Genomic DNA, 19,990 nt, shown 5'->3' on the forward strand with positions numbered 1-19,990 from the left:
AGTATCGGAATATATCAGTATTTTCACGGATTAAAGGACACATCTCGTGCTACGAACTTTTGGCGATCGCCCTCGCTGGAATCCCAAAAAACTGCCTAGTCAACTAGCTAACAATGGGATGAAGAGGGTTTGAAATGAGACCCCGCTGTTTAGGATTGATGTTGATATACCCAATGGTATTCACGGTTACAGTCGCCCATTTCGGATCTTCACGAAAACTTAATAGCACTTCTTATAACTTTTAACGTTTTATAGAAGCTTTTAATGTAAGTAATATCCGTTACTTAAATCTTGCCTCTGCGTACTCGCTGGTAGAAATTACTGACTGTAAGTGTCTGATATAGCAATAGGAATGAGATTGCTAGAGATCCCGCAGATGCTAGACTAGCAAGCCAAAATCGCAAATCCAAAATCAGAAATTGATATCACTCTATCTTCCATGATTTTTGGAAATGAAAATCTATCCGTGGATTGACCTCACGGCTCTGCTTTTGGAGTGAATTGGAGTGAATTGGAGTGAAATTAACGAAATCTGACGGTCTGAAGCGGGCTAGGGCATTGGGTCTGGGGTAGAGCGATCGCCCGGCAAAGCAATACTATCGCTGGCCGGCACATTTGCAGGCACGCTTGCAGGCAGCGCGAGCGACGTTCCCTCCGCAGGCAGCGTCAGCACGGGTTCGGAGACTGGCGGGGCAGACGGCACGACCGGAACGACCGGAACGACCGGGGGCAGAGACGCAGGCAAAGGCGGTGGAGTGGTGCTGGCAGATCGATCCATCTGACGCAGCATCTCTTCCTGCTCTCGTAGCCGCAGTTCATGAACCTGTCGCCGCCAAGTATCTGCTTGAGTACGGGCTTCTTCATGGAGCGATCGCCCCCAAGTGATCTGGTTTGCCTCGTCGATAGCCGCTTCGAGCGATCGCACGTCGCCCTGGCGAGCCAACTCAGCCGCACGAGCCAGCCGGGGGCGATCTTCAATCGCTTCGATTTGCTGTCGCCAGGTATTGATCAAAGACTGGGCCTGATCATACTGCGGCGTGCCGTAAAGTACCTGCTCTGCGGCACCTACTGCGGCCCGCAGATCCTCAACTCGGCCGCCCTGAGCCAACTCCTGGGCCGTCTTTAATCGTTCTGCGTCTGTCTTTGTTTGCTCGGTTTCCCACTGACGGATCAGATCGTTCAGCCCACCTCCCTTGCTGGCTGAATTGGGCGATCGCCGCGCAGTTGCTTCACTTTCACGAGACGATTGCAGCAGCCGCATTAGCGCTTGATACTGGGTAGTTGCCCAATATTGATTGCCCACGGTCAGCAGCATTCGGGCCGCAGACATGGCCGCAAACCAGTTTTCCTGATCGATTTCGGCTTCGACCTCACTGTAAATTTTCTCAGCCTTAGCCCAAATTGCTTCCCATTCTTTGATTTTTGCTTCAGCCGTCGCATACGTGGCGACGTGAAACGGAACCCGCTTGGCGATATCGCGGGCCCGGTCGAGGGAGCCTGCCTGAAACTCCGCCTCCCCCAGCCGCAGAATATCCTGAGTCCATTGCTCAATCAGGCGATCGCTCTTGTCGCGCAGCGGATCGTCTGCATCAACCTGGTTTGCCAACTGGATAGCGCGTCGCAGGTCTTCGACCGTTTGTTTATTCGCTAAAATCTCAGCGCAGTAAATCCGAGTAGAGCCAGAGTTGCTGCTTTGGGCCACACTCCAGCAGCGGGGCAGCGCAGGCAGCACCAGCAGTTCCCGCACTGCCATCAAGCCGACCCCGACAGGCACTAGCAGCAGCAAGAGGCCAATTGCGCTCCAGACCCACATTGGGTGTACCGCCGAACGAGCGCTATCTGGCGCGTTGGGGAGTGTGCCCGATGGCGATAGTTCGGGAACGGACGGCTGAGGTTCGGACGGAACGGGAGCCATGAGAAAACCGTGCAGCGCCAAATCGCGTAGTGGAAGATACCCGCTATTTTAACGATAAATCTTTCGTCTCATGGCGGGCTGGGCGGGCTGAAACGCCTAACAATCAAGGAGTTTCGCAATGACAACACCAACTCTGCACGTTGTTGCCCGGATTGTGGCTCAGGCGGAGCAGGATGCCGCGCTGCGCTTGGTGCTGCTGGAACTGGTGGATTAAACGCGGCGATCGCCACTCACCTGTCGGGAGATGCCGTGCAATCTGCCCTGACCAGGAGCGAATCGCTGCTGGCGATCGCACCTGAGATCGTGAGCTACGTCAAAATTTCAGCGTAGGTCTGGCTCGGTATCCGGCGGATTTTCCGATGCGTGCTTGCGCTCGTGCAGTTGCAGCAGGATATTGGCATGAACCTCGCGGGAGATGGGGTAGAAATAGGCTAGCCCGATGCCCAGCAGCAGCACGATGGCCGGCAGCGGGCCAATCATCACGCGGATGGCAGTGAGCGCTGAGGCGGGTTGGATGGGAGTCGGTTCACCAGCGGTGCTTTCGATGAAACCAGCAGCATCCAGCGCTAGCCCAACTAGGAAGAGGGCGATCGCCAGCCCCATTTTTTGCAAAAACACCATAAAGCTATAGAACACGCCCTCGCGCCGCTGTCCGGTGTGCAGTTCGTCTAAATCAATCACATCGGGCACCATCGACCAAGGAATCAGGTAAGCCGTAGACACACCCATCCCGGCTAAGATTCCCAGAAAATACATCCAGCCCACCTGTCCCGGCTGAAGGAAAAACAGCCCAATTTCTGCCATCACCCACAGCACCATGCCCAGGATGTAGACCGCTTTTTTGCCCACGCGCCGCGAAATTCGCTCCCACACCAGCAGCATTGCCAGCGCCGTCACCTGCACTGCCATCACGACCTGGGTGTAGACCGCGTTCGACAGACCCATCCAGTCGCGCACGAAGTAGGGAATGATGGTGACGGTGTTTTGCAGCGCCAGCCAGGAGCAGAGGTAGATACCGATGACAAACAAAAAGGGGCGATTGGCAAAGGCCACTTTGAGCTGCTGGAGGATGGGCATTTCCTGGGTGCTGGTTTCGACTGCGCCGCGAAGCTGTTGTCGCCGCGTCACATGGCCGTAAGTCCCAAACACACACCAGAAAAAGGGCAGCACCGAAATCACCGCACAAATTGCGCCGATCGCCCGATATTGCTGGGCTACGTCGTCGGGAATGGCGTTGAAAATGGCTAACACAATCACCAGCGACAAAATGCTGCCGCCGATGGAAAAGATAAAGCGGAAACTGTTGAGGCTGGTGCGCTCGTCGTAGTCGTCCGTGAGTTCGGGGGTGAGGGCAGTGTAGGGCAGGTTAACGACGGTGTAGAAGGCGTTGAACAGCACTGAAACCGCGATGTAGTAGGCCACCAGTGCCCATAGGTTGGTGGTGGGATTGTCGGAAAAGCGGGGCACAATCCACTGCAAGAAGAAGAAAACGCCGAAGGGAATTGCGCCTGCGACGATCCAGGGATAGCGGCGGCCCCAGCGGCTCTGAGTGCGATCGCTCAGAATCCCCACAATCGGATCATTCACGGCATCCCAGATTTTGCCGACCAGCAGAATACTGCCTGCGATGCCCGCCGGAATGCCTGCCACGCTGGTAAAAAACACCAGCAAAAACACAGCCAGAATGTTTGCCGTGATGGCAGTTCCTAGATCCCCGGCTCCATAGGCTAGCTTAGTGCCAAAGCTGAGGGTGTCTTCGGGAGATTTGGAAGATTTGGACAGTTTGGAGGCAGACTCGCTCATCGGCTTGAAAACCTAAAACAGGGAAAGAAGACCGGGAAGGAAAACGGGGCACTGAGGAGATCGGGGAGAAAGGGCTGGCGATCGCCCACCGTTCTTGGCAACCGCTGGTCAGACGACTGTCCTGGCAACCGTTTTAGCAACGCGGCAAGTCACCCGTCGGGGGACTGGATTTGTGCCAGTGGCTTGATTTTATCCGGCAAGTTGTAGGATGCTCATCATCTAGGGAATACACGGCGGGCGATCGCCTGCTCTGTCGCTCGCTGTGGGGGCAGTTCTAGTATGCGGACTTCTGGTACACAGACTGCTGGTATACAGACTGCTGGTATACAGACTGCTGGTATGCAGACTGCTGAGGTGCAGCCCTAATCCTGCAACTTGAATCCCGCAACTTGAATCCTTTTAATCCTAAGGTAATCCTGCCCGTTCGCTCGTTTTCGTCCCACTCATCCTCTGCCGTCTTTCCCATGTCAGATCTCTACGTCTCGTGGCCCGACTATCATCGCCTAATTGAACAGCTTGCCGTTAAGGTTTATGAATCCGACTGGGAATTTAACCAGATTGTTTGCATTGCGCGGGGCGGCCTGCGGGTTGGCGATTTGCTCTCGCGGGTGTTCGACCTGCCGCTGGCGATTTTGTCTACGGCTTCTTATCATGGGCCAGGGGGGCGATCGCGCGGTGCAATCACCTTTTCTCGCGACCTGGCCATGACCACACCCAATCTGGGCAGCCATGTTCTGCTCGTGGATGATCTGGTCGATTCGGGCATCAGCCTCAAGCGCAGCGTCGAATGGCTAAATCACAACTACGGCTTCTATATTGACGAGATGCGGACTGGCGTTCTCTGGTACAAAGCCTGCTCCATCTTCCAGCCGGATTACTACGTAGACTATCTGGAAGATAACCCCTGGATTCATCAGCCCTTCGAGTATTACGAAAACACCACTGCTGAAGAACTGGCCGCAAAGCTGTCAGCCCCGGCCTAGTTCGTCGAAAGTTGGCAAGCCTCTGCGAAACCGACTCTGTAAAGCTGTGCTGTAAGGTCGCTGTAATTAGCGGTCTGTGAAAACAATCTGTGAAAACGATTTGTGAAAAAGCGCGTTACGCTCACCTTTCCCAAGCGCTCGGTTCACATGCCCGTCACCTATCGGCTGGCAAAGGATTTTAACGTGGCTGCCAACATCATCCGCGCCCAGGTCGCGCCGAATCAAATCGGGACGCTGGTGGTGGAGTTGTCGGGCGATATTGATCAGCTGGATGCGGCGCTGGACTGGCTGCGATCGCAGGATATTGGCATTTCCACCGCCAGCCGCGAAATCCTGATTGATGAAGACCTGTGCGTCCACTGCGGCCTCTGCACGGGGGTCTGTCCAACGGAAGCGTTGAGCCTCGACCCACAGACCTTCCGGCTCAATTTCGGGCGATCGCGCTGCATTGTTTGCGAACAGTGCATCCCCACCTGCCCAGTGCAGGCAATCTCCACTAACCTGTAGGTAATCTAGAGCGTGCTTTAAAACCCTTTGATCCCCCCTAGCCCCCCTTAAAAAGGGGGGAACCGGGCCGAACCACTCCGGAAGTCCCTCTTATTTCTAGCGAAGCGGCGCGTAAGCGCGGGGATTTAGGGGGATCGACTCAAGGCAATCAACGACCTAGAAAGGTTTAAGACACTGCCTATTAGGTAACCTAATAGAAACGTAGTTCAGCGTTTTACCCTATTGTTCCTGCTCTGGGTCATGCTCTGGGTCTCTCTACCGCTGCTGCTGGCAGCCTACACTAGCTTTAGCTGGTTTCTCTACCAAAACACCGAAAACTGGGTCGCCTGGGCGCTAGCGGTGACCTTTGCAGTCGTGCAGGCCCTCTTACTCACAGCCTGGTCACGGGGACTGCGGCGCTTCTTCAGAAATTGGCTCCAATCCAGCCTGGGCTATTTTTCGCTAGTGCTGATAGGAGCCATGTCGATCGCCGTCATCCTCGTTTGGTATCACGTCTTTGAATACATCCTGGTGGTGATCGCGGCGGAGATTCTGGCACGGCTCGATTTGCAGCAGGCCAAGCTAGGCCGCTGGCAGTCCCTCGGCGTGCTGACTGCGATTTCGGTCATTGGCTTGTCCATTGGGTGGACGGCTGAAACGACGCTGCCTGCTCCCGCAAACCGACTGCTCCAGGTCTGGCCGTTGGGGAGATAACTGCCCCCGTCAGTTCAACTACAGCCTCGGAACCGCTGCGCCAGTTCTCAGGTGCAAATCCCTCTGTAAATCCCTTAGAAATAAACAGCAGCCCCGACGAACCCGACGAAGCTGCTGAGCGCATGAGGAGTGAACACTCTTAATCTAAGCTGGGAAACGCTCTCCCAGAGCGACGTTACGGTTTTTGATACGGGGTGGCGCGGCGCAGCAAATGCTGGGGGTTGCCCACAGACGGATTCTTTTCCCAATGGGATGATTGATGATAGAAATGGGAGCTTGTGAGGCGGGCAAGTTGCTGGATGTTCTGCGCCAAATTCCCCAATCTCCAATCCCCAATCCCCATGACCCTACCAACGATTGAATTTTTTGAAGGCATTCCCGAAGACCTGAGCGGCGTGAGCCTGAGGCGCGATCGCACGACAGGCGCTCAGTTTGTCGTGATGACGTTCGAGCAGCTCAAGTCCATCGAGCGGTTTCAAAGCTTCACCAACCGCTTTAACAAAGCCCTCTGCCTGACAGATGAAGAAGGCCGTATCGAGATCGAACCCGACAGCGTGAAGTTTATCTTTGGCGGCGACGAGGGCGACGAGCTAAAGCGGGTGGAATGCCGCTTTGAGCTAGTCCGCGAGGAACATTGGGCGCGGTTTATGCGGTTTATGAATCGCTATGCCGAGGCGAACGGCATGGAATATCAGGGCAAAGGTGAAGGATAATGGCGCAGCGGCGTAGTTCAGCGCATCTCGGCGCAGTTTGGCATAGTTTGGCGCAGTTCGACGCAATTTCGTTGCAGTTCGGCAGAGGTTCAGAGCGCTAGCTCACCTGCTTGGCTTGCAGGCCCACCAAGTCCGCAGGCTTCACTACGCCATATTCGGTGATGATGCCCGTGATTAGCTCCGCAGGCGTGACATCAAACGAAGGATTGTAATAGTCCAAGCCCTCCGGCGCGATAATCGTTTCGCCGATTTGATAGACCTCGATGGGGTCGCGCTCCTCGATGGGGATTTTGCTGCCGTCGCTGAGGCTGAAGTCCACCGTGGAGAGCGGCGCAGCGACGTAGAAGGGAATATTGTGGGCGCGGGACACCAGCGCCAGACTGTAGGTGCCGATTTTGTTGGCGGTGTCGCCATTGGCGGTGATGCGGTCTGCGCCCACCACGACGGCATCCACCAGCCCGCGCTGCATACAGTGCGCCGCCATGCTGTCGGTGATCAGCGTAGTAGGGATACCTTCCTGCACGCATTCCCAGGCAGTGAGGCGGGCCCCTTGCAGGCGGGGGCGCGTTTCGTCGGCATAGAGCCGCTCCAGCCGATCTTCTCGCCACACGGAGCGCACAACCCCTAGGGCCGTGCCGTAGCCTGCGGTGGCCAGGGCCCCGGCGTTGCAGTGGGTCAGCAGGCGCAGCTTGTGGGGCGTGGTGGGCAGGGCGGCTAGTCCGTGGTCGCCGATCGCCCGACAGGTTTCCAGGTCTTCGGTCTGGATTGCCTGCGCCGTTTGCAATAGCGCTGTTTTGAGATAGTCCACCGGGCCGATGGTCTGCCGTGCCACCTTCAGCATCCGCTCTGTGGCCCAAAACAGGTTAACGGCAGTGGGCCGGGTAGCCCGCAGCTTCGTGGCCACAGACTCTAACTCGCGCAAAAACTGATCGCGATCGCCCGTCTCGATTTCTCTGGCTCCCAGATACATCCCGTAGGCAGCCGCCACGCCGATCGCGGGGGCCCCGCGCACAATCATGGTTTTAATGGCGATCGCCATGTCGTCGCAGCGGCTAATCTGCACCAGGTCATATTCAGTCGGCAGTCGGTTTTGGTCAATCAGCCAAACATGGTCGTCTTGCCAAATCACAGGATAGACCTGCGAGGTTGGGAGGTTCATAGGACAGGGTCAGGGGGGTAGAGGTCTAGCTTTGTCCTAAATTAACCCCCCAGTGGGCCGAAACGCCAGAGGCCAAACCGTCTGGGCGTAGCCCACAGAATTCAGGAAAATTTTCCAAAACGAACCAGGAGCGCAGGGCCCCCGGTTCTGGAATCCCCTAGCGGCGCGATCGCCGGGGTACAAGCGTCAGCGTCAGAGGCGCAGGATCGACCGGGCTGGACAGGCTGCTGCTGGCGCGGATGGCGCTGCTGGTCAGGATTTGGCGCACCTGGGCATCGGTCAGGTTGGGGTTTGCCTGACGCATCAGGGCGACCACACCCGCGACGTGGGGCGTAGCCATCGACGTGCCGTTCAGGGATTGATAGCGGCCGCCCGGACGGGTCGAGAGAATATTCACCCCTGGGGCCACAACATGCTGCATTCGGCTATCGGTTCCGGCGCGGTTGGAGAAGGATGCCAGGTTGCCGCTGCTGTCGATCGCCCCGACGGAGACACCATACTGAATCGCAAGGCTGGCCGGGTTGCTGGGGCGAGCTGCGCCTTCGTTGCCTGCCGCCATAACCACGATCGCCCCTCTGGAAACGGCATGGGCGATCGCCGACTCAATGTCGCTGCTATAGCCACCGCCCAGGCTCAGGTTAATCACGTTTGCCCCGTTGTCGGCCGCATAGCGAATCCCCCGCGCCACGCTCAGGTTTGTGCCCGATCCGTCGTCTCCCAGCACCTTCACGGGCATAATCTGGGCATTGTAGGCAACTCCGGTAATGCCTGTGCCGTTGTTCTCTGCGGCAATCGTCCCGGCAACGTGGGTGCCGTGCCCGTTCACGTCCATCGGATTGTTGTTGCCGTTGGCAAAGTTCCAGCCGCGCACATCGTCCACAAAGCCGTTGCCGTCATCATCGATGCCGTTGCCCGCAATTTCCCGCGTGTTGCGCCAGATATTGGCATCCAGGTCGCTGTGGGTATAGTCCACGCCCGTATCCACCACAGCCACCACCACGTTGCGTCCGGTATATCCCTGTGCCCACACCTCTGGCGCATTCACCAGGTTATTGCTCCAGCTATGGCCTGCGTCTGCCACTGGGGTAAACGGCGTGCGACCGATCGACTGCGCGACGGCCGCTGCGGCATTGACCAGGCCATAGCCATAGGTGCTGTTGAACCCGTTGGCGGGGGGCTGAGCATTGGGCGCACTCAGCGTCAGCGAGTAGTTCCCCGTTTCATTGGCCCAATAGCTGGTCACGCGGACGATATAGCCAACCCCTGCTTGCAGATTGAGCGTCAGGCGGGCGTTTGTGCCGCCGCCCCCGTCATCGTTTGCGGCGATGACCCTACCCGTGCGGCTATCGACGATTTGCAAGTACGCATCAAACGCGCCAGAAGTCAGGTCTAGCTGTACCTGTCCGCCCGTTGTGCTTTGCAGCCTGTAGTCATCTTTGTAAGTATTGGGGCGAGTGGGGTTGCGGGCATCCCAGCGTGAAAGCGATTCGTGGATGGTTTGCTGAGCATTCACGCCACCCGCTCTGCGGCTTCGGGTAGCTGTGGCGACCAGTCCGTCATCGTCTGCGAGGCCCGTGAGCGCGTCTGGCTTTGAGGTATGGCGCTGGCCGGGTTGGGAATTCGCGAAAGATGGGCGATCGCCCCCCTCCTGTCCGTTAAAAGATCCGCTGAAGAGAGAGCCGGATGCAAACCGAGAACTATCCCAAATACTTGAACTCGATATGGGTAAATTAAACGATAACGAACGGCTTCTTGAACCTGAGATTGAATCAATATCGGATAAGTTTTTGAACGTATCTCGATCGTATCTGGCACTGAAGGCGGTCTGCTGCGGGTATGCTTTGCTGCTGAGGCGACTGAAGCCATCGGTTGTGCCTGCTAGTCCAGACAATTGAAAGCCTGAAGACAGACCGGGCAAGTCAGCACTCAAGGTATCGGGCAATGAAGCGTAAGTAAGGTCTGGCATTACTAATATCCATCTGAATTAAAATTATCCGGGTCGCAGCTTGGGCTGCACAAACAGACATAATTCAGACGCGGAAAGACGTATGCAAAACCAATGCAAAGTTGACACGAAACTGTTAACACGAAACTGTTGACACGAAACTGTTGACACGAAACTGTTGACACGAAACTGTTGACACAAAACTGACGCAAAGTTGATGCAGAGCGATGCAAAACCCCACGCCAGACCGTTGTACCAAAATGCGCTGGGCGATCGCCGTCTTTCAGCCAACGCCCGACCACCCAGAATCTTCAGAAACCTGGGCAGATGGACTTCTGGATGATCCTTAAAAACCACAATCCGAGTTACTTTGAATCCCCTCTGGATACAGATGCACCCTGATTTATAATCAGTTGCTACTGTGGCTACTGTGGAGCTTTACTCCCTGAATCCTAATCCTCAAAACCTGATTCCTATGAACCCAACGTGCGATCGCCCCTATACCGTAATGCTGATTGTGCCGACGGGAGTGGGCGCGGCAATTGGCGGCTATGCGGGGGATGCGCTGCCCGTGGCAAGGGCGATCGCCCAAGTGGCCGATCGGCTGATTACCCATCCCAACGTGTTGAACGGGGCGCAGTTGTATTGGCCGCTACCCAACGCGCTGTACGTAGAAGGCTATGGGCTGGATCAGTTTGCCGCCGGGCAGTGGGGGCTGCGGCCGGTGCGCCAGAACCGAGTGGGGCTGTTGCTGGATGCGGGCATCGAGCCGGAACTGCGCTGGCGACACTTGCAGGCGGCAGACGCAGCGCGGGCAACCCTGGGGCTAAGCCTGACGGAGTATGTCGTGACGGATGCGCCGCTGGGCGTGAGCCTGCAAACGGCAGCTTCCGGCGCAACCTGGGGCACGCTGCAACATCCCGACAGCCTGCTGCGCGGAGTAGAAACGCTGATTACGCAGGCCAAAGCAGAGGCGATCGCCGTTGTGGCCCGCTTTCCCGACGACGAGGGCAGCGATGCCTTGCAGGACTATCGCCACGGGCAAGGGGTCGATCCTCTGGCCGGAGCCGAAGCCGTCATTAGTCATCTCGTCGTCCGAACCTTCCAAGTTCCGTGCGCCCACGCGCCCGCCCTGTCGCCGCTGCCCCTCGATCCGACGCTTTCTCCCAAGTCTGCTGCTGAGGAATTGGGGCACACGTTTCTTCCCTGTGTGCTAGTCGGCCTCAGCCGCGCCCCGCAGTTTGTTTGCCAGACGAATCAGAACCCACTGAGCCAGGACATCTGGGCCGATCAGGTCGATGCGCTGGTGATTCCTGCCACGGCTTGCGGCGGCAGTGCTGTCCTCAGTCTGGGGCAAACCCACACCCAAATCATCACCGTGGCGGACAACACCACGCGGATGCAGGCTACTGCTGAGGCAATGGGCATTCGGGCGATCGCCGTCCAGTCTTATCTGGAAGCCTTCGGCGTGCTGGTCGCCCACCGCGCTGGCCTCGACCCCGCTGCCCTATCGCCGACGGTGGAGAATTTGCGGGCGATCGCCCCTTCCGCCAGCCTAGAATCCCTCACGGCAAACCTCCCCAAAATGCTAGCCTGAGAGAATTAGGCGATAGGAAAGCGGAATGGAGTGATGGAAAGAATTGGATAGTATGATCAAGCGCAACGGAATGATCACAAGCCCCTCGATAATCCTGACCCTCCAAAGCCCTAGCCCTTGAACCCCTAGCCCTTCAGCACCCTAGCCCTACTCCACCGTGCCCACCCCTACCCAACCCCAACTCGAACCCCTCGATCGCACCCAGGTGCTAACGGCAATGGGCATTACGGCGCTGGTGCTGCTGATTGTGTCTCGGTTTTGGCTGGCGTTTGATACGGTGGACATGCTGCCCGTCAGCGTTCGTCCGTCTGCGGCGGGGCTTGGGGTGGCGCTGGCGCTGGGTATTAGCCTGGCCAGTGAGGGAGCCTATCGCCTCTGGCCGGCCTATCGCACCAGCGCAGACACCTACCTAGCGCTGGTCATCAAGCCGCTGACCTGGGTTGACCTGATCTGGCTGGGGCTGCTGCCAGGGCTGAGCGAGGAACTGCTGTTTCGCGGCGTGATGCTGCCCGCCATCGGGCTAAATTGGTTTGGTGTGCTAGTCAGCAGCCTGTGCTTTGGCGTGTTGCACTACAGCGGGTCGCAACAGTGGGCCTATGTAGTTTGGGCAACAGTGGTGGGCGCAGCGCTGGGGGCTAGTGCGCTGCTGACGGGCAACCTGCTGGTGCCGATTGTGGCGCATATCGTGACGAATCTAATCTCTAGCGGCACCTGGAAGCTGAAGCAGCTAGAGGTCGGCGGTTAGGGGCAGCCTCAGCCTTAGTCTCTTGTTTACGGAGTCTCTTGTTTACGGAGTCTCTTGTTTACGGAGTTTCTAGAGCGCCTGTTGCAAGTTTTGGTAATCTTTGAGTTCCCCTTGCACGTCCCCTAGCCCTTCCCAGCAGCAAAGATCGCGCTTGCCCGGAGCCGCAGATTTGGGAAAATGGTTGAGCAGTTTACATGCAAAAGCCGGGCGATCGCCTCACCTGCGTGGTGAAAGCAAACGTCCGGCTACAAACTCGGCGGCTGACCCAATCTCCCCCCATATTCTGGGCAGTAAGCATATCCCAGGCGGTGAGAGTGGGACACCTCAAGGTGGTGGGAGCCGATTACGACCTAGCGACTGGAGCGGTGGGCATCCTGGTCGATTGAGTAGAGACTAAATAGAGACTCTGTATAGAGAATAGAGACTCGGTGCAAGCAGCGCCTCCTGAAAGAAAAGCGCTCAAATCAACGCTGACTCCAGACTGCCAGCCTACAGACCTTGGCGAGACACGAACTTCTCGAAGTCGGCCTGCGTCTGGTGCAACAACTGCTGACGACTGCCATCGGTGCTGTTTAGGTTGGGAACCAGCTTACGGGCGTGCAGGGCCATGTGAAGTTGAAGATGTGCAACGTATTCGCTGAAGTCTTCCCTCAGGGCGGGAGCGGCGATGGATTCAGTCGAAGAAATTAGAATGTTCTCCTTCATGTGCCTGCGATATCTCGAATACATGTGTTTAATTAACAGTATCGACCGTAGCATGATGGGTTTACACAGTTTGCGAATCGCAATGAAGTGTAATCTATGCAGCAGAGCAGAGTTGGGAATCGGGAAGGACTCGGTTTTCGGCTTGTTAGGGAGATTGGGCTGGAGGCCTTAAGGGGGTGTTTGAAAAGGTATCGCCTGTAATGTTAAGCACTCAGAGATCCCCCCTAGCCTCCCTTAAAAAGGGGGGAAACTGCCTTAAAGTCCCCCTTTTTAAGGGGGATTTAGGGGGATCTTGCACGCTTTGCGACAAACAGTAAGACTTTTCAAACATCCTCTAAGGGCCTGAGGCTGGCTTGTTTGGCTTTCTTGTGGCAGGTTGTAGAACGCTATGGGGAATGGATGGTGGGCGATCGCCCTGTTTGCGCCGATAGTCATCACGCCATCTGCCGCCGGGGGTTTCGATCTGGCAGGCAGCGGGGGAACGCTTCTGCACCCGACGGAGCCGAGCCATATCGCCCAGCGTTCTCGCGAGCCATCCCGGCGCGTGCTGCAAACCCGCTGTCCCGACACCATCGAGTCCTTGATGCCGCTGCTGCTGCGTGATTTGCCCAGCTATGCCAATCGCGTCATTGCGCGATCGCGCTCCCGGAGCCGCGCCACCGACCTGCCGCCCAGCTACGTGCTGCTGGCGGGGCCGCCCGACTATCGCCCCCTGCCTGCAAATCTGGAAGCACTGGGGCTGGCAGAATATCAGGCGATCGCCCCCGACGAACAACCCCAGCAGGTCTTTTTCACCACGCTAGAGCGGCAGTATGGCTACGGCGGCTATGCCCGACTCCAGGGATTTTATTGGGTTTTTCTAACGCAGCAGGCAGACCAGTGGCACCTGGCAGGTGTGCGGTCGAGTGTGGGTGGCTATCCCCAGCGGCAGCCCGCCAGCCCGCCCCGCGACAGCAGCGAAGGTGTGGTCGCGCAGGCGATTCGACTGTGGCTTCGGGATTGTCATGCCGGATCAATCCGAGTCGGTCTACAAGTTGATTCGCGGGTTAATCAAACGCCCTGATTAAATGCCCAGATCATTCAAATCAAGCTGGGGTAGGTCAGGCGGCACGACCCGGCGCGACTGGACGACCTTGCGGCTCTCGCGCTGGGTAGACATTTCGACGGCGATCGCCTCGAATTGCGTTTCCACGCAGCCAAAGGGCACCGTGACTTGGGTGTAGGCAATCTGGTAGCCCTGGCCGTCGGGTGCAAAGTTCATCACCCAGCGCGGCCCATCCAAAATCGTGCGAGATTGGCGATCGCGCAGCCACAGCTTGATGTAAAAACGCGGCTCCAGATCGGGTAAGGCAATGCCAATTTCAATACGCTGGCCGGAGGTGAGTTCGCCCTGGGGCACGTCCATCACAGGTGAGGGCACAGGCTCTTCCGCAGGCAACACCACGGGCGGCGGCTCTGGCGCGTGTTCGGGGCGATACAGGCTGGAGCGCTGGGGCGGCGGCAGGGGCGCATCTTCCACCACGATTTCATCCGTGGTCAAGTCCAGGTCACGTCCCAGCGGTGGCGAACCCGGCTGCATCAGCGTCCCCAGTTCTCGATCGGTCGCCAGCGCCGTCAGCCGAGACAAAAAGCGACGCTGCAAGTTCAACGCCTGAAAGGCCCGATCCTCCGGCGACAAAAAGCGGGGCGTGCCGTTGGGCAAGGGCGCAGGCTGCCCCAGAGAGAATGCTTCGTGGTTCCACTCCAGCGGGGTATCTGCCGAATCGGCGATCGCCGGAGTCGGCTGCGTCTGGTCGGGCTGCGGCTCTGAAACTGTGGCTTCCAGGTTTGCGGTTTCGGAACTGCCTGCCTCCAAAGGGTCGGCTGCTGCTGGGGACACTTCTCGGACGGCGGCTCTGGGTTCGTCTGGGGGTGTTTCGACGGGCGGCTTTGAGCGACTGGCGCGATTGACGTGAGTCAGATAAATCGAAAGATCGGCATCGTCTGCTGCGGCGAGGGGCGGGGGAGGCGATTCTGGAGTTGCCGCGTCGGAGTCCGCAAAATTTGCAACCTCCTCGACCCATGCTGCTTGATCGTCGGGAAGCAGGCGATGGGTCAATTCGCCCTCGGCTTGATCCGCTGTCGATTGGGTTTCGTCCGATTGGGATGGGTCGGGCGGCGGGGCGCTGCTGTCGAGGCGAGTGACGGGGGTTTGCCCAGCCGAAACGGCGGCGGCCAACTGCCAGAGGCTCATGCCGTTTTCAAAGCCAGGAAGCGGGTTGCCCCAGGGCGGTAGCTCCACAGGCTTGGCGGTCGGCGCATCGGCAGACGCTGCTGGCTGAAAGATCTGTGGCGGCAACACCTGATCGCCTGCTGGACGGACTTCTGGCAATGGCGCGGCGGAGGCGGGTGTGCCATCCACCAGGTTGAGCAAGGACAGATCTAGGTCTTCTTCATCGACAAACGGTGAGGTGAGGTCGCCTGGAAAATCGTTGGCGATCGCCTCTAGCAGATCATCCAGCGCCGCCGTCACCGTGAAGCTCTGGGCCGCCAGCAAAAATGGCTCCTGCTGTTCTCCTTGAGGCGCGGACAGCGTTGCTTCGCCCAGCATCAGCCGGGTGGTGTCTACGTCGGGAATGTCGATCGCGCAGTCTATCGGGCAGGGCAGGGTTCCATCTGGCAAGTGATGCCTGACTTGCACCAGCGGTTCGCCGTTTTGCGGATCGCGCAGGGTCAGATCCAGAGACAGGGCGGGAAGCTCTGGTCGGGAACCTCCAGCCCAGTCGGGAGTCGCAGCGACCACCTGGCCCGTGATCCGCAGCGTACTGCCCCACCGCGCGGCATAGTGGTCGGGCTGTAGCACCAGGCGCAGCGGCGGCAGGTCGGCGGGGGAGAGGATCGCTGCTGTCAGAGCCGGGTCAAGTTCCGACGGCTCGGTTGGACGGTCTGAAACTTCTGCACCTGCTGCCACACCAGCGTCCGGTATGTCTTCTGCCTCAGCGTCGGCTACCGTTGCCCCAGATTCAGACGCTTCGGCGGGTTCCGTCTCGATCGCCTCTAATGCTGCCAGAAAGTCGTCTGCTGCCGAAACTGGCTCGGTAACGGCTGGCTCGGTAATGGCTGGCTCGGTAATGACTGGCTCGATGACTGGCTCGATGACTGGCTCGGTAATAGCGGGTTCGATCGGAGGTGAGGCTAGGGGGCGATCGCCCAGATCCTCTTGCTCCGGGAAACTTTGGGCGAAACTTTGGGCTTCTGGCGGTGTTTCAGTCTCCAAAGGCTCGGCCGTTCGATCTGGGGGCTGTTCTGCCACCTGATCGGTCACTGCAATGCGGCTTTGCCAGTCCGCCGGCAGCAGGTCATCGTCTCCGTCTGCCTCCATCTCATGGCTCAAGACCTGGAGCTTGACCCCATAGCCCCAGCCCTCACCCACCAAGTCAGACATGAGATCGCCAACGCAGCGCAACTCCCACGCCCCCGGCTCCAGCCGAGTAAAGGGCAACACCACCAGCAGCCCGTCGGGATTGGTCTGCCCCATCCGCTTTTGTACGCGCCGTCGGGGCGGATGCTCGGTGGTGATGGTCTGGATAATAGAAATTTCGACGGGTGTATTTACCCGGCTGGAGCGGGCCACGACCCGATAGCGCCCTTCTAGAACCTCCACATCGGGAGACTCTAGGGGCAACCAGGAGCGATCGCCCTCCTGCTGAATCAGAAATTCCCAAAACGCCATCAGAACCTCTTGCCAGGACTGGGAAACGCAAAATACTAATTTCGGTCAGCTTTCGGTCAGCTTTCGGTCAGCACTCAGTCCAGCATCACACCCTGAAAAACAGGCTGAAACAGATGTGCTGAAACATGTGCTGAAACAAATGTTTCGAGATGCCTTCAGCACTCACCCAAGCTGGATGATCACCGTGCTTCTTTAATTACACAAATACACAGTCCAATGCACGGTTTTAGTGTATCGAATTACTACAGAAGTGGAACCACCAGCCTGACTTGAGCAGATTTTGTTAAAAATTCTTAGCGTTTCGACATTGCAGCACAATTCGCAGTACATTCGGTTCTGAACCGCTTGTAGTTCCCGATAGGAAATTTGATATGGCAGCTTCTTATTTGCCTTCCATCTTTGTTCCCATTATTGGTTGGGTGTTTCCCGCTGTGACGATGGCGCTTTTGTTCATCTATATCGAGCGTGACGAGTAATTCACTCGGCCCGACTTTGCCCGATCCTATCTGAGGTTTTCTTCTCCTCATTCTCAGATATCGCAACGAACCGTTACAAATTTCTTGGAGATTCTCGAACATGACAGATGTAGTGCAGCCCGCTGGCGATCCCCAGATCGGCAACCTGGCAACCCCGATCAATTCCTCCGGCTTTACCAAAGCGCTGATCAATAATCTGCCTGCTTATCGTCCTGGGCTGTCGGCTCAGCGTCGCGGGCTAGAGGTGGGCATGGCGCATGGCTACTTGCTCTTTGGCCCCTTTGCTTACACCAGCCAGTTCCGCAACTCTGGCGTGGGCGATCTGGTGGGGCTGATCGAAGCCGTGATTCTGGTGGTGATTCTGACAGTGTGCCTGTCGCTCTACAGCAGCGCTGGCGTGAAGAAGCCGATCGCCACGGTGACCACGCCCAACCCGCCGGAAGCTCTCTCCACGTCTGAGGGCTGGAGCGAGTTTGCGGGCAGCTTCCTGGTGGGCGGCATCGGCGGCGCAGCCTTCGCCTATCTCGTGTTCCAGGTGTTCAAGTCGGGCGTGTTTGAAACGTTTGGCAACCTGGCAGGCTAGAGGGTTGGGGGTTAGGCGTTTGGTTCTGGTTTGAATCTGCGCGAACCCGTGTGTTAAGCCTGCAATCGGCTTAGCCTTTCCTGGGATTCTTTGACTAAACCTCTACCTAAAGTTTTAAGAGGGGGCGTGGATCGGTATCCGCACCCCCTTTTGCGTTAGAAAGTTCTACTGGATTCTGGATGTGAATCGCCGCGAAGTGCTGGTGTTTCGAGAGCCAACTCCGGACGGCTATCGGCAATTGAACACGCCACCAGTGAATGCGGCGATCGCCCCCCTCGCTTTTCCAGATATTAGGATTCCGATCACTCAGCTGTTTCTACAACAGATGGGGTAAAAAGCATGGGTGCATCAGATCGCTGGGTAAATCGCAGGTCGGCAGCCCGCCAGGACGCTGTGAAGCTGGACGACGTTGCCGATGACGGCGATCGCCGGAGCCTCGAAGCCAGTTTCTTCGACCTGTTGGGCGATCGTGCCCAGCGTGCCCAGCAGTTCTTCTTGGTCGGGGCGCGTGCCCCAGCGGACGAGGGCGATGGGCGTGTGGAGGGAGAGTCCGCCAGCCTGGAGTTCTGCAACGATGTGCGGCAAGTTGTGAACGCCCATATAGATGACGATGGTTTCGCTGCCCTGGGCGATCGCCCGCCAGTTTACCTCTGGGCGATATTTGCCCGCCGACTCGTGCCCCGTCACGAAGGTAACAGAGGAACTGTAGCTGCGGTGGGTCAGCGGAATTCCGGCGTAGGCCGGCGCGGCAATTCCCGATGTCACCCCCGGAACCACCTCCACGGGCACACCCGCATTTACCAAATCCTCCATTTCCTCGCCGCCCCGCCCAAACACAAACGGATCGCCGCCCTTCAGCCGCACCACAATCGCGTGGGTCTGTGCCTTTGCAATTAGCAGGCGAGTCGTTTCTTCCTGCACCAGCGAATGCCGCCCGCGCCGCTTGCCTGCGTTGATCTGCTCCGCCTTCGGGTTGATCATCGCCAAAATCTGCGGACTCACCAGCGCGTCATACACCACCACGTCTGCATGTTCCAGCAGGGTCTTGCCCTTCAGGGTAAACAAGCCCGGATCGCCGGGGCCCGCGCCAACTAGGTAGACTTTGCCGAGGGGAGTTTGCATAGAAGGAAGAAAGGAAATAAGTGAATGAGGGGTTGGGGGTTGGCGTAAGCGACCTGACCCCTGTTTCCGCCAGTGTATCGTCTGTCTTTAGCGAACGGAGAAGCGCCATGCGGGAATAATCGCTCTACCATGCACAGGGCGCATTCCGTACCTTTTGATACATTTTTTGATATTAGACCGTCGGTTGGATTCGATTGAGCCGCTTAGCTCAATACTGTTCGGAGCAATTTGCATCAATCATCAATATCGAATCATCAATATCGAATGCGCGGATCGACCCAGGCGTTGAAGATGTCGATCAGGATGGAGGCGATCGCCACAATCACCCCAAAAAACACCATAATTCCCTGCACGACGGGATAATCCCGAAATTCAATCGCTTGGTAGAGCCGATTTGCCAGCCCCGGCCAGGAAAAGGTCACCTCCGTCAGGATTGCGCCGCCCAGCAGCGAGGCCACCATCAGCCCCAACACCGTGATCACAGGAATCATGGCATTTTTGAGCGCGTGTGCTGTAACGATTCGCACTTCTGGCACACCCCGCGCCCGCGCCGCCTCGACATAATCCGACCGCAGCGTCTGCTTCAGGTTGACCCGCACGATCCGCTCAAACACGCCACTGAGCAAGATCCCCAGCGTCAAGCTGGGCAGCGTCAGGTAATAAATCGTGGTGAAGAAGTGCCCCAGATTTCCCTCTAGCAAACTGTCGAACAGGTATAGCCCCGTGATGCGCGGCGGCGGGGTCGCTGCCAGCGGAAAGCGCGTGCCAATGGGAAACCAGCGCAACTGCACTGCAAACAGCAATTGCAGCAGCATCCCAAACCAGTACATCGGCACCGCGTAGGTGAGGATGCCAAAGAGCCGCCCGCCCGCATCCAGCGGAGAGTTGGGGCGCGACGCAGCCAGCGACCCAATGGCAATTCCCACCAGCGCCGAAACCACCATGCTGCATACGGTTAGCTCTACCGTGGCGGGAAAATGCTGCTGGATTATCTGCCAGACGGGTTGCCCCTGCGTGGTCAGCGAGGTGCCCAGATCCAGCCGCAGCAGACTCCCCAAATAGTTCACGTATTGCAGCCAGAGCGGGTCGTTTAGCCCCAGTCGGGTTCGCATGGCTTCCTTCACCTCGTCCGGTGCCCGTGCCCCCAGGATTGCGTCCACCGGGTCGCCGGGTGTGGCCCGCAGCAGCAGAAACACCAGCGTCGTGATGGTGAGCAGCATCAGCGGAGCCAGCAGCAGGCGCGAGAGGACGTAGGTGCGGAGGGCGGAGGAACGGGACATTCAGGATTAGGGATTCGGGTTGGGCTGGGAATAATTGAGGCGGGATAGCGAG

General features: G+C 57.8%; 19 protein-coding genes. 11 read left to right on the top strand and 8 right to left on the bottom strand.

Annotated features, from left to right (window positions below; genetic code table 11):
* Window positions 1–550: 550 nt before the first annotated feature.
* Both HNI00_RS00940 and HNI00_RS00945 read right to left on the bottom strand, forming a co-directional pair.
* Window positions 551–1,915, bottom strand: coding sequence for a hypothetical protein (locus tag HNI00_RS00940; RefSeq protein ID WP_316789872.1), 1,365 nt, complete (start codon window positions 1,913–1,915; stop codon window positions 551–553).
* Between the two features lie 321 nt (window positions 1,916–2,236).
* Window positions 2,237–3,718, bottom strand: coding sequence for an MFS transporter (locus HNI00_RS00945; protein WP_316789874.1), 1,482 nt, complete (start codon window positions 3,716–3,718; stop codon window positions 2,237–2,239).
* 464 nt (window positions 3,719–4,182) lie between these two features.
* Between HNI00_RS00945 and HNI00_RS00950 the strand changes: the two genes are divergently transcribed.
* The 4 genes from HNI00_RS00950 (at window position 4,183) to psb28 (ending at window position 6,614) form a co-directional block, all read left to right on the top strand.
* Window positions 4,183–4,701: a phosphoribosyltransferase gene (locus HNI00_RS00950; RefSeq protein WP_297077510.1), complete on the top strand. Its 519-nt coding sequence runs from the start codon at window positions 4,183–4,185 to the stop codon at window positions 4,699–4,701.
* A gap of 102 nt (window positions 4,702–4,803) precedes the next feature.
* A complete protein-coding gene (locus HNI00_RS00955) occupies window positions 4,804–5,208 on the top strand; it encodes an NIL domain-containing protein (RefSeq protein WP_172356270.1) in 405 nt (134 codons plus the stop codon).
* Window positions 5,209–5,448: 240 nt separating this feature from the next.
* Window positions 5,449–5,901 carry a hypothetical protein gene (locus tag HNI00_RS00960; RefSeq protein ID WP_316789878.1) on the top strand — a complete coding sequence of 151 codons (453 nt, stop codon included), beginning with the start codon at window positions 5,449–5,451 and terminating at the stop codon, window positions 5,899–5,901.
* Window positions 5,902–6,242: 341 nt separating this feature from the next.
* Complete coding sequence (psb28, locus tag HNI00_RS00965; protein WP_316789879.1) at window positions 6,243–6,614, top strand: photosystem II reaction center protein Psb28; 372 nt, start codon at window positions 6,243–6,245, stop codon at window positions 6,612–6,614.
* A gap of 97 nt (window positions 6,615–6,711) precedes the next feature.
* Here psb28 and mtnA read toward each other — a convergent pair whose 3' ends face one another.
* Window positions 6,712–7,773: an S-methyl-5-thioribose-1-phosphate isomerase gene (gene mtnA, locus HNI00_RS00970; protein WP_316789882.1), complete on the bottom strand. Its 1,062-nt coding sequence runs from the start codon at window positions 7,771–7,773 to the stop codon at window positions 6,712–6,714.
* Window positions 7,774–7,930: 157 nt separating this feature from the next.
* Complete coding sequence (locus HNI00_RS00975) at window positions 7,931–9,286, bottom strand: S8 family peptidase (RefSeq protein ID WP_297079754.1); 1,356 nt, start codon at window positions 9,284–9,286, stop codon at window positions 7,931–7,933.
* 659 nt (window positions 9,287–9,945) lie between these two features.
* Between HNI00_RS00975 and HNI00_RS00980 the strand changes: the two genes are divergently transcribed.
* The 4 genes from HNI00_RS00980 to HNI00_RS00995 all read left to right on the top strand — a co-directional run bounded on the left by HNI00_RS00980 (window position 9,946) and on the right by HNI00_RS00995 (window position 12,446).
* Window positions 9,946–10,068: a hypothetical protein gene (locus HNI00_RS00980; RefSeq protein ID WP_316789886.1), complete on the top strand. Its 123-nt coding sequence runs from the start codon at window positions 9,946–9,948 to the stop codon at window positions 10,066–10,068.
* A 125-nt stretch (window positions 10,069–10,193) separates the two neighbouring features.
* Window positions 10,194–11,315 carry a DUF3326 domain-containing protein gene (locus tag HNI00_RS00985; protein ID WP_316789889.1) on the top strand — a complete coding sequence of 374 codons (1,122 nt, stop codon included), beginning with the start codon at window positions 10,194–10,196 and terminating at the stop codon, window positions 11,313–11,315.
* 157 nt (window positions 11,316–11,472) lie between these two features.
* Complete coding sequence (locus tag HNI00_RS00990; protein WP_316789891.1) at window positions 11,473–12,060, top strand: CPBP family intramembrane glutamic endopeptidase; 588 nt, start codon at window positions 11,473–11,475, stop codon at window positions 12,058–12,060.
* 194 nt (window positions 12,061–12,254) lie between these two features.
* Entirely contained in the window at window positions 12,255–12,446 is a 192-nt protein-coding gene (locus tag HNI00_RS00995; protein ID WP_316789893.1) for a carbonic anhydrase, read from the top strand.
* A gap of 103 nt (window positions 12,447–12,549) precedes the next feature.
* Here HNI00_RS00995 and HNI00_RS01000 read toward each other — a convergent pair whose 3' ends face one another.
* Window positions 12,550–12,765: a hypothetical protein gene (locus tag HNI00_RS01000; protein WP_068509448.1), complete on the bottom strand. Its 216-nt coding sequence runs from the start codon at window positions 12,763–12,765 to the stop codon at window positions 12,550–12,552.
* 388 nt (window positions 12,766–13,153) lie between these two features.
* On the opposite strand from HNI00_RS01000, the gene HNI00_RS01005 reads away from it, so the two are divergent.
* On the top strand, window positions 13,154–13,828 hold the full coding sequence (locus tag HNI00_RS01005) for a hypothetical protein (RefSeq protein ID WP_316789895.1): 675 nt from the start codon (window positions 13,154–13,156) through the stop codon (window positions 13,826–13,828).
* Here the strand turns inward: HNI00_RS01005 and HNI00_RS01010 are convergent, their stop codons facing one another.
* Window positions 13,829–16,477 (bottom strand): hypothetical protein, encoded by a 2,649-nt coding sequence (locus HNI00_RS01010; protein ID WP_316789897.1) that lies wholly within the window; start codon window positions 16,475–16,477, stop codon window positions 13,829–13,831.
* 371 nt (window positions 16,478–16,848) lie between these two features.
* Between HNI00_RS01010 and psaI the strand changes: the two genes are divergently transcribed.
* Together psaI and HNI00_RS01020 are read left to right on the top strand one after the other, a co-directional pair.
* Window positions 16,849–16,953, top strand: a complete 105-nt coding sequence (gene psaI / locus HNI00_RS01015; protein WP_172358117.1) for a photosystem I reaction center subunit VIII — start codon at window positions 16,849–16,851, stop codon at window positions 16,951–16,953.
* A 100-nt stretch (window positions 16,954–17,053) separates the two neighbouring features.
* The gene (locus tag HNI00_RS01020) at window positions 17,054–17,536 is read left to right on the top strand and encodes a photosystem I reaction center subunit XI (RefSeq protein ID WP_172358118.1); all 483 of its coding nucleotides are present in this window, start codon (window positions 17,054–17,056) and stop codon (window positions 17,534–17,536) included.
* Between the two features lie 348 nt (window positions 17,537–17,884).
* On the opposite strand, the gene cobA is transcribed toward HNI00_RS01020, so the two are convergent.
* Both cobA and HNI00_RS01030 read right to left on the bottom strand, forming a co-directional pair.
* Window positions 17,885–18,658, bottom strand: a complete 774-nt coding sequence (gene cobA, locus HNI00_RS01025; RefSeq protein WP_316789900.1) for a uroporphyrinogen-III C-methyltransferase — start codon at window positions 18,656–18,658, stop codon at window positions 17,885–17,887.
* A gap of 254 nt (window positions 18,659–18,912) precedes the next feature.
* Complete coding sequence (locus HNI00_RS01030) at window positions 18,913–19,938, bottom strand: ABC transporter permease (protein WP_297079733.1); 1,026 nt, start codon at window positions 19,936–19,938, stop codon at window positions 18,913–18,915.
* Window positions 19,939–19,990: the final 52 nt, after the last annotated feature.

This window comes from Thermoleptolyngbya oregonensis NK1-22 (assembly GCF_032705245.1).
GTDB classification, from domain to species: domain Bacteria; phylum Cyanobacteriota; class Cyanobacteriia; order Elainellales; family Elainellaceae; genus Thermoleptolyngbya; species Thermoleptolyngbya sichuanensis.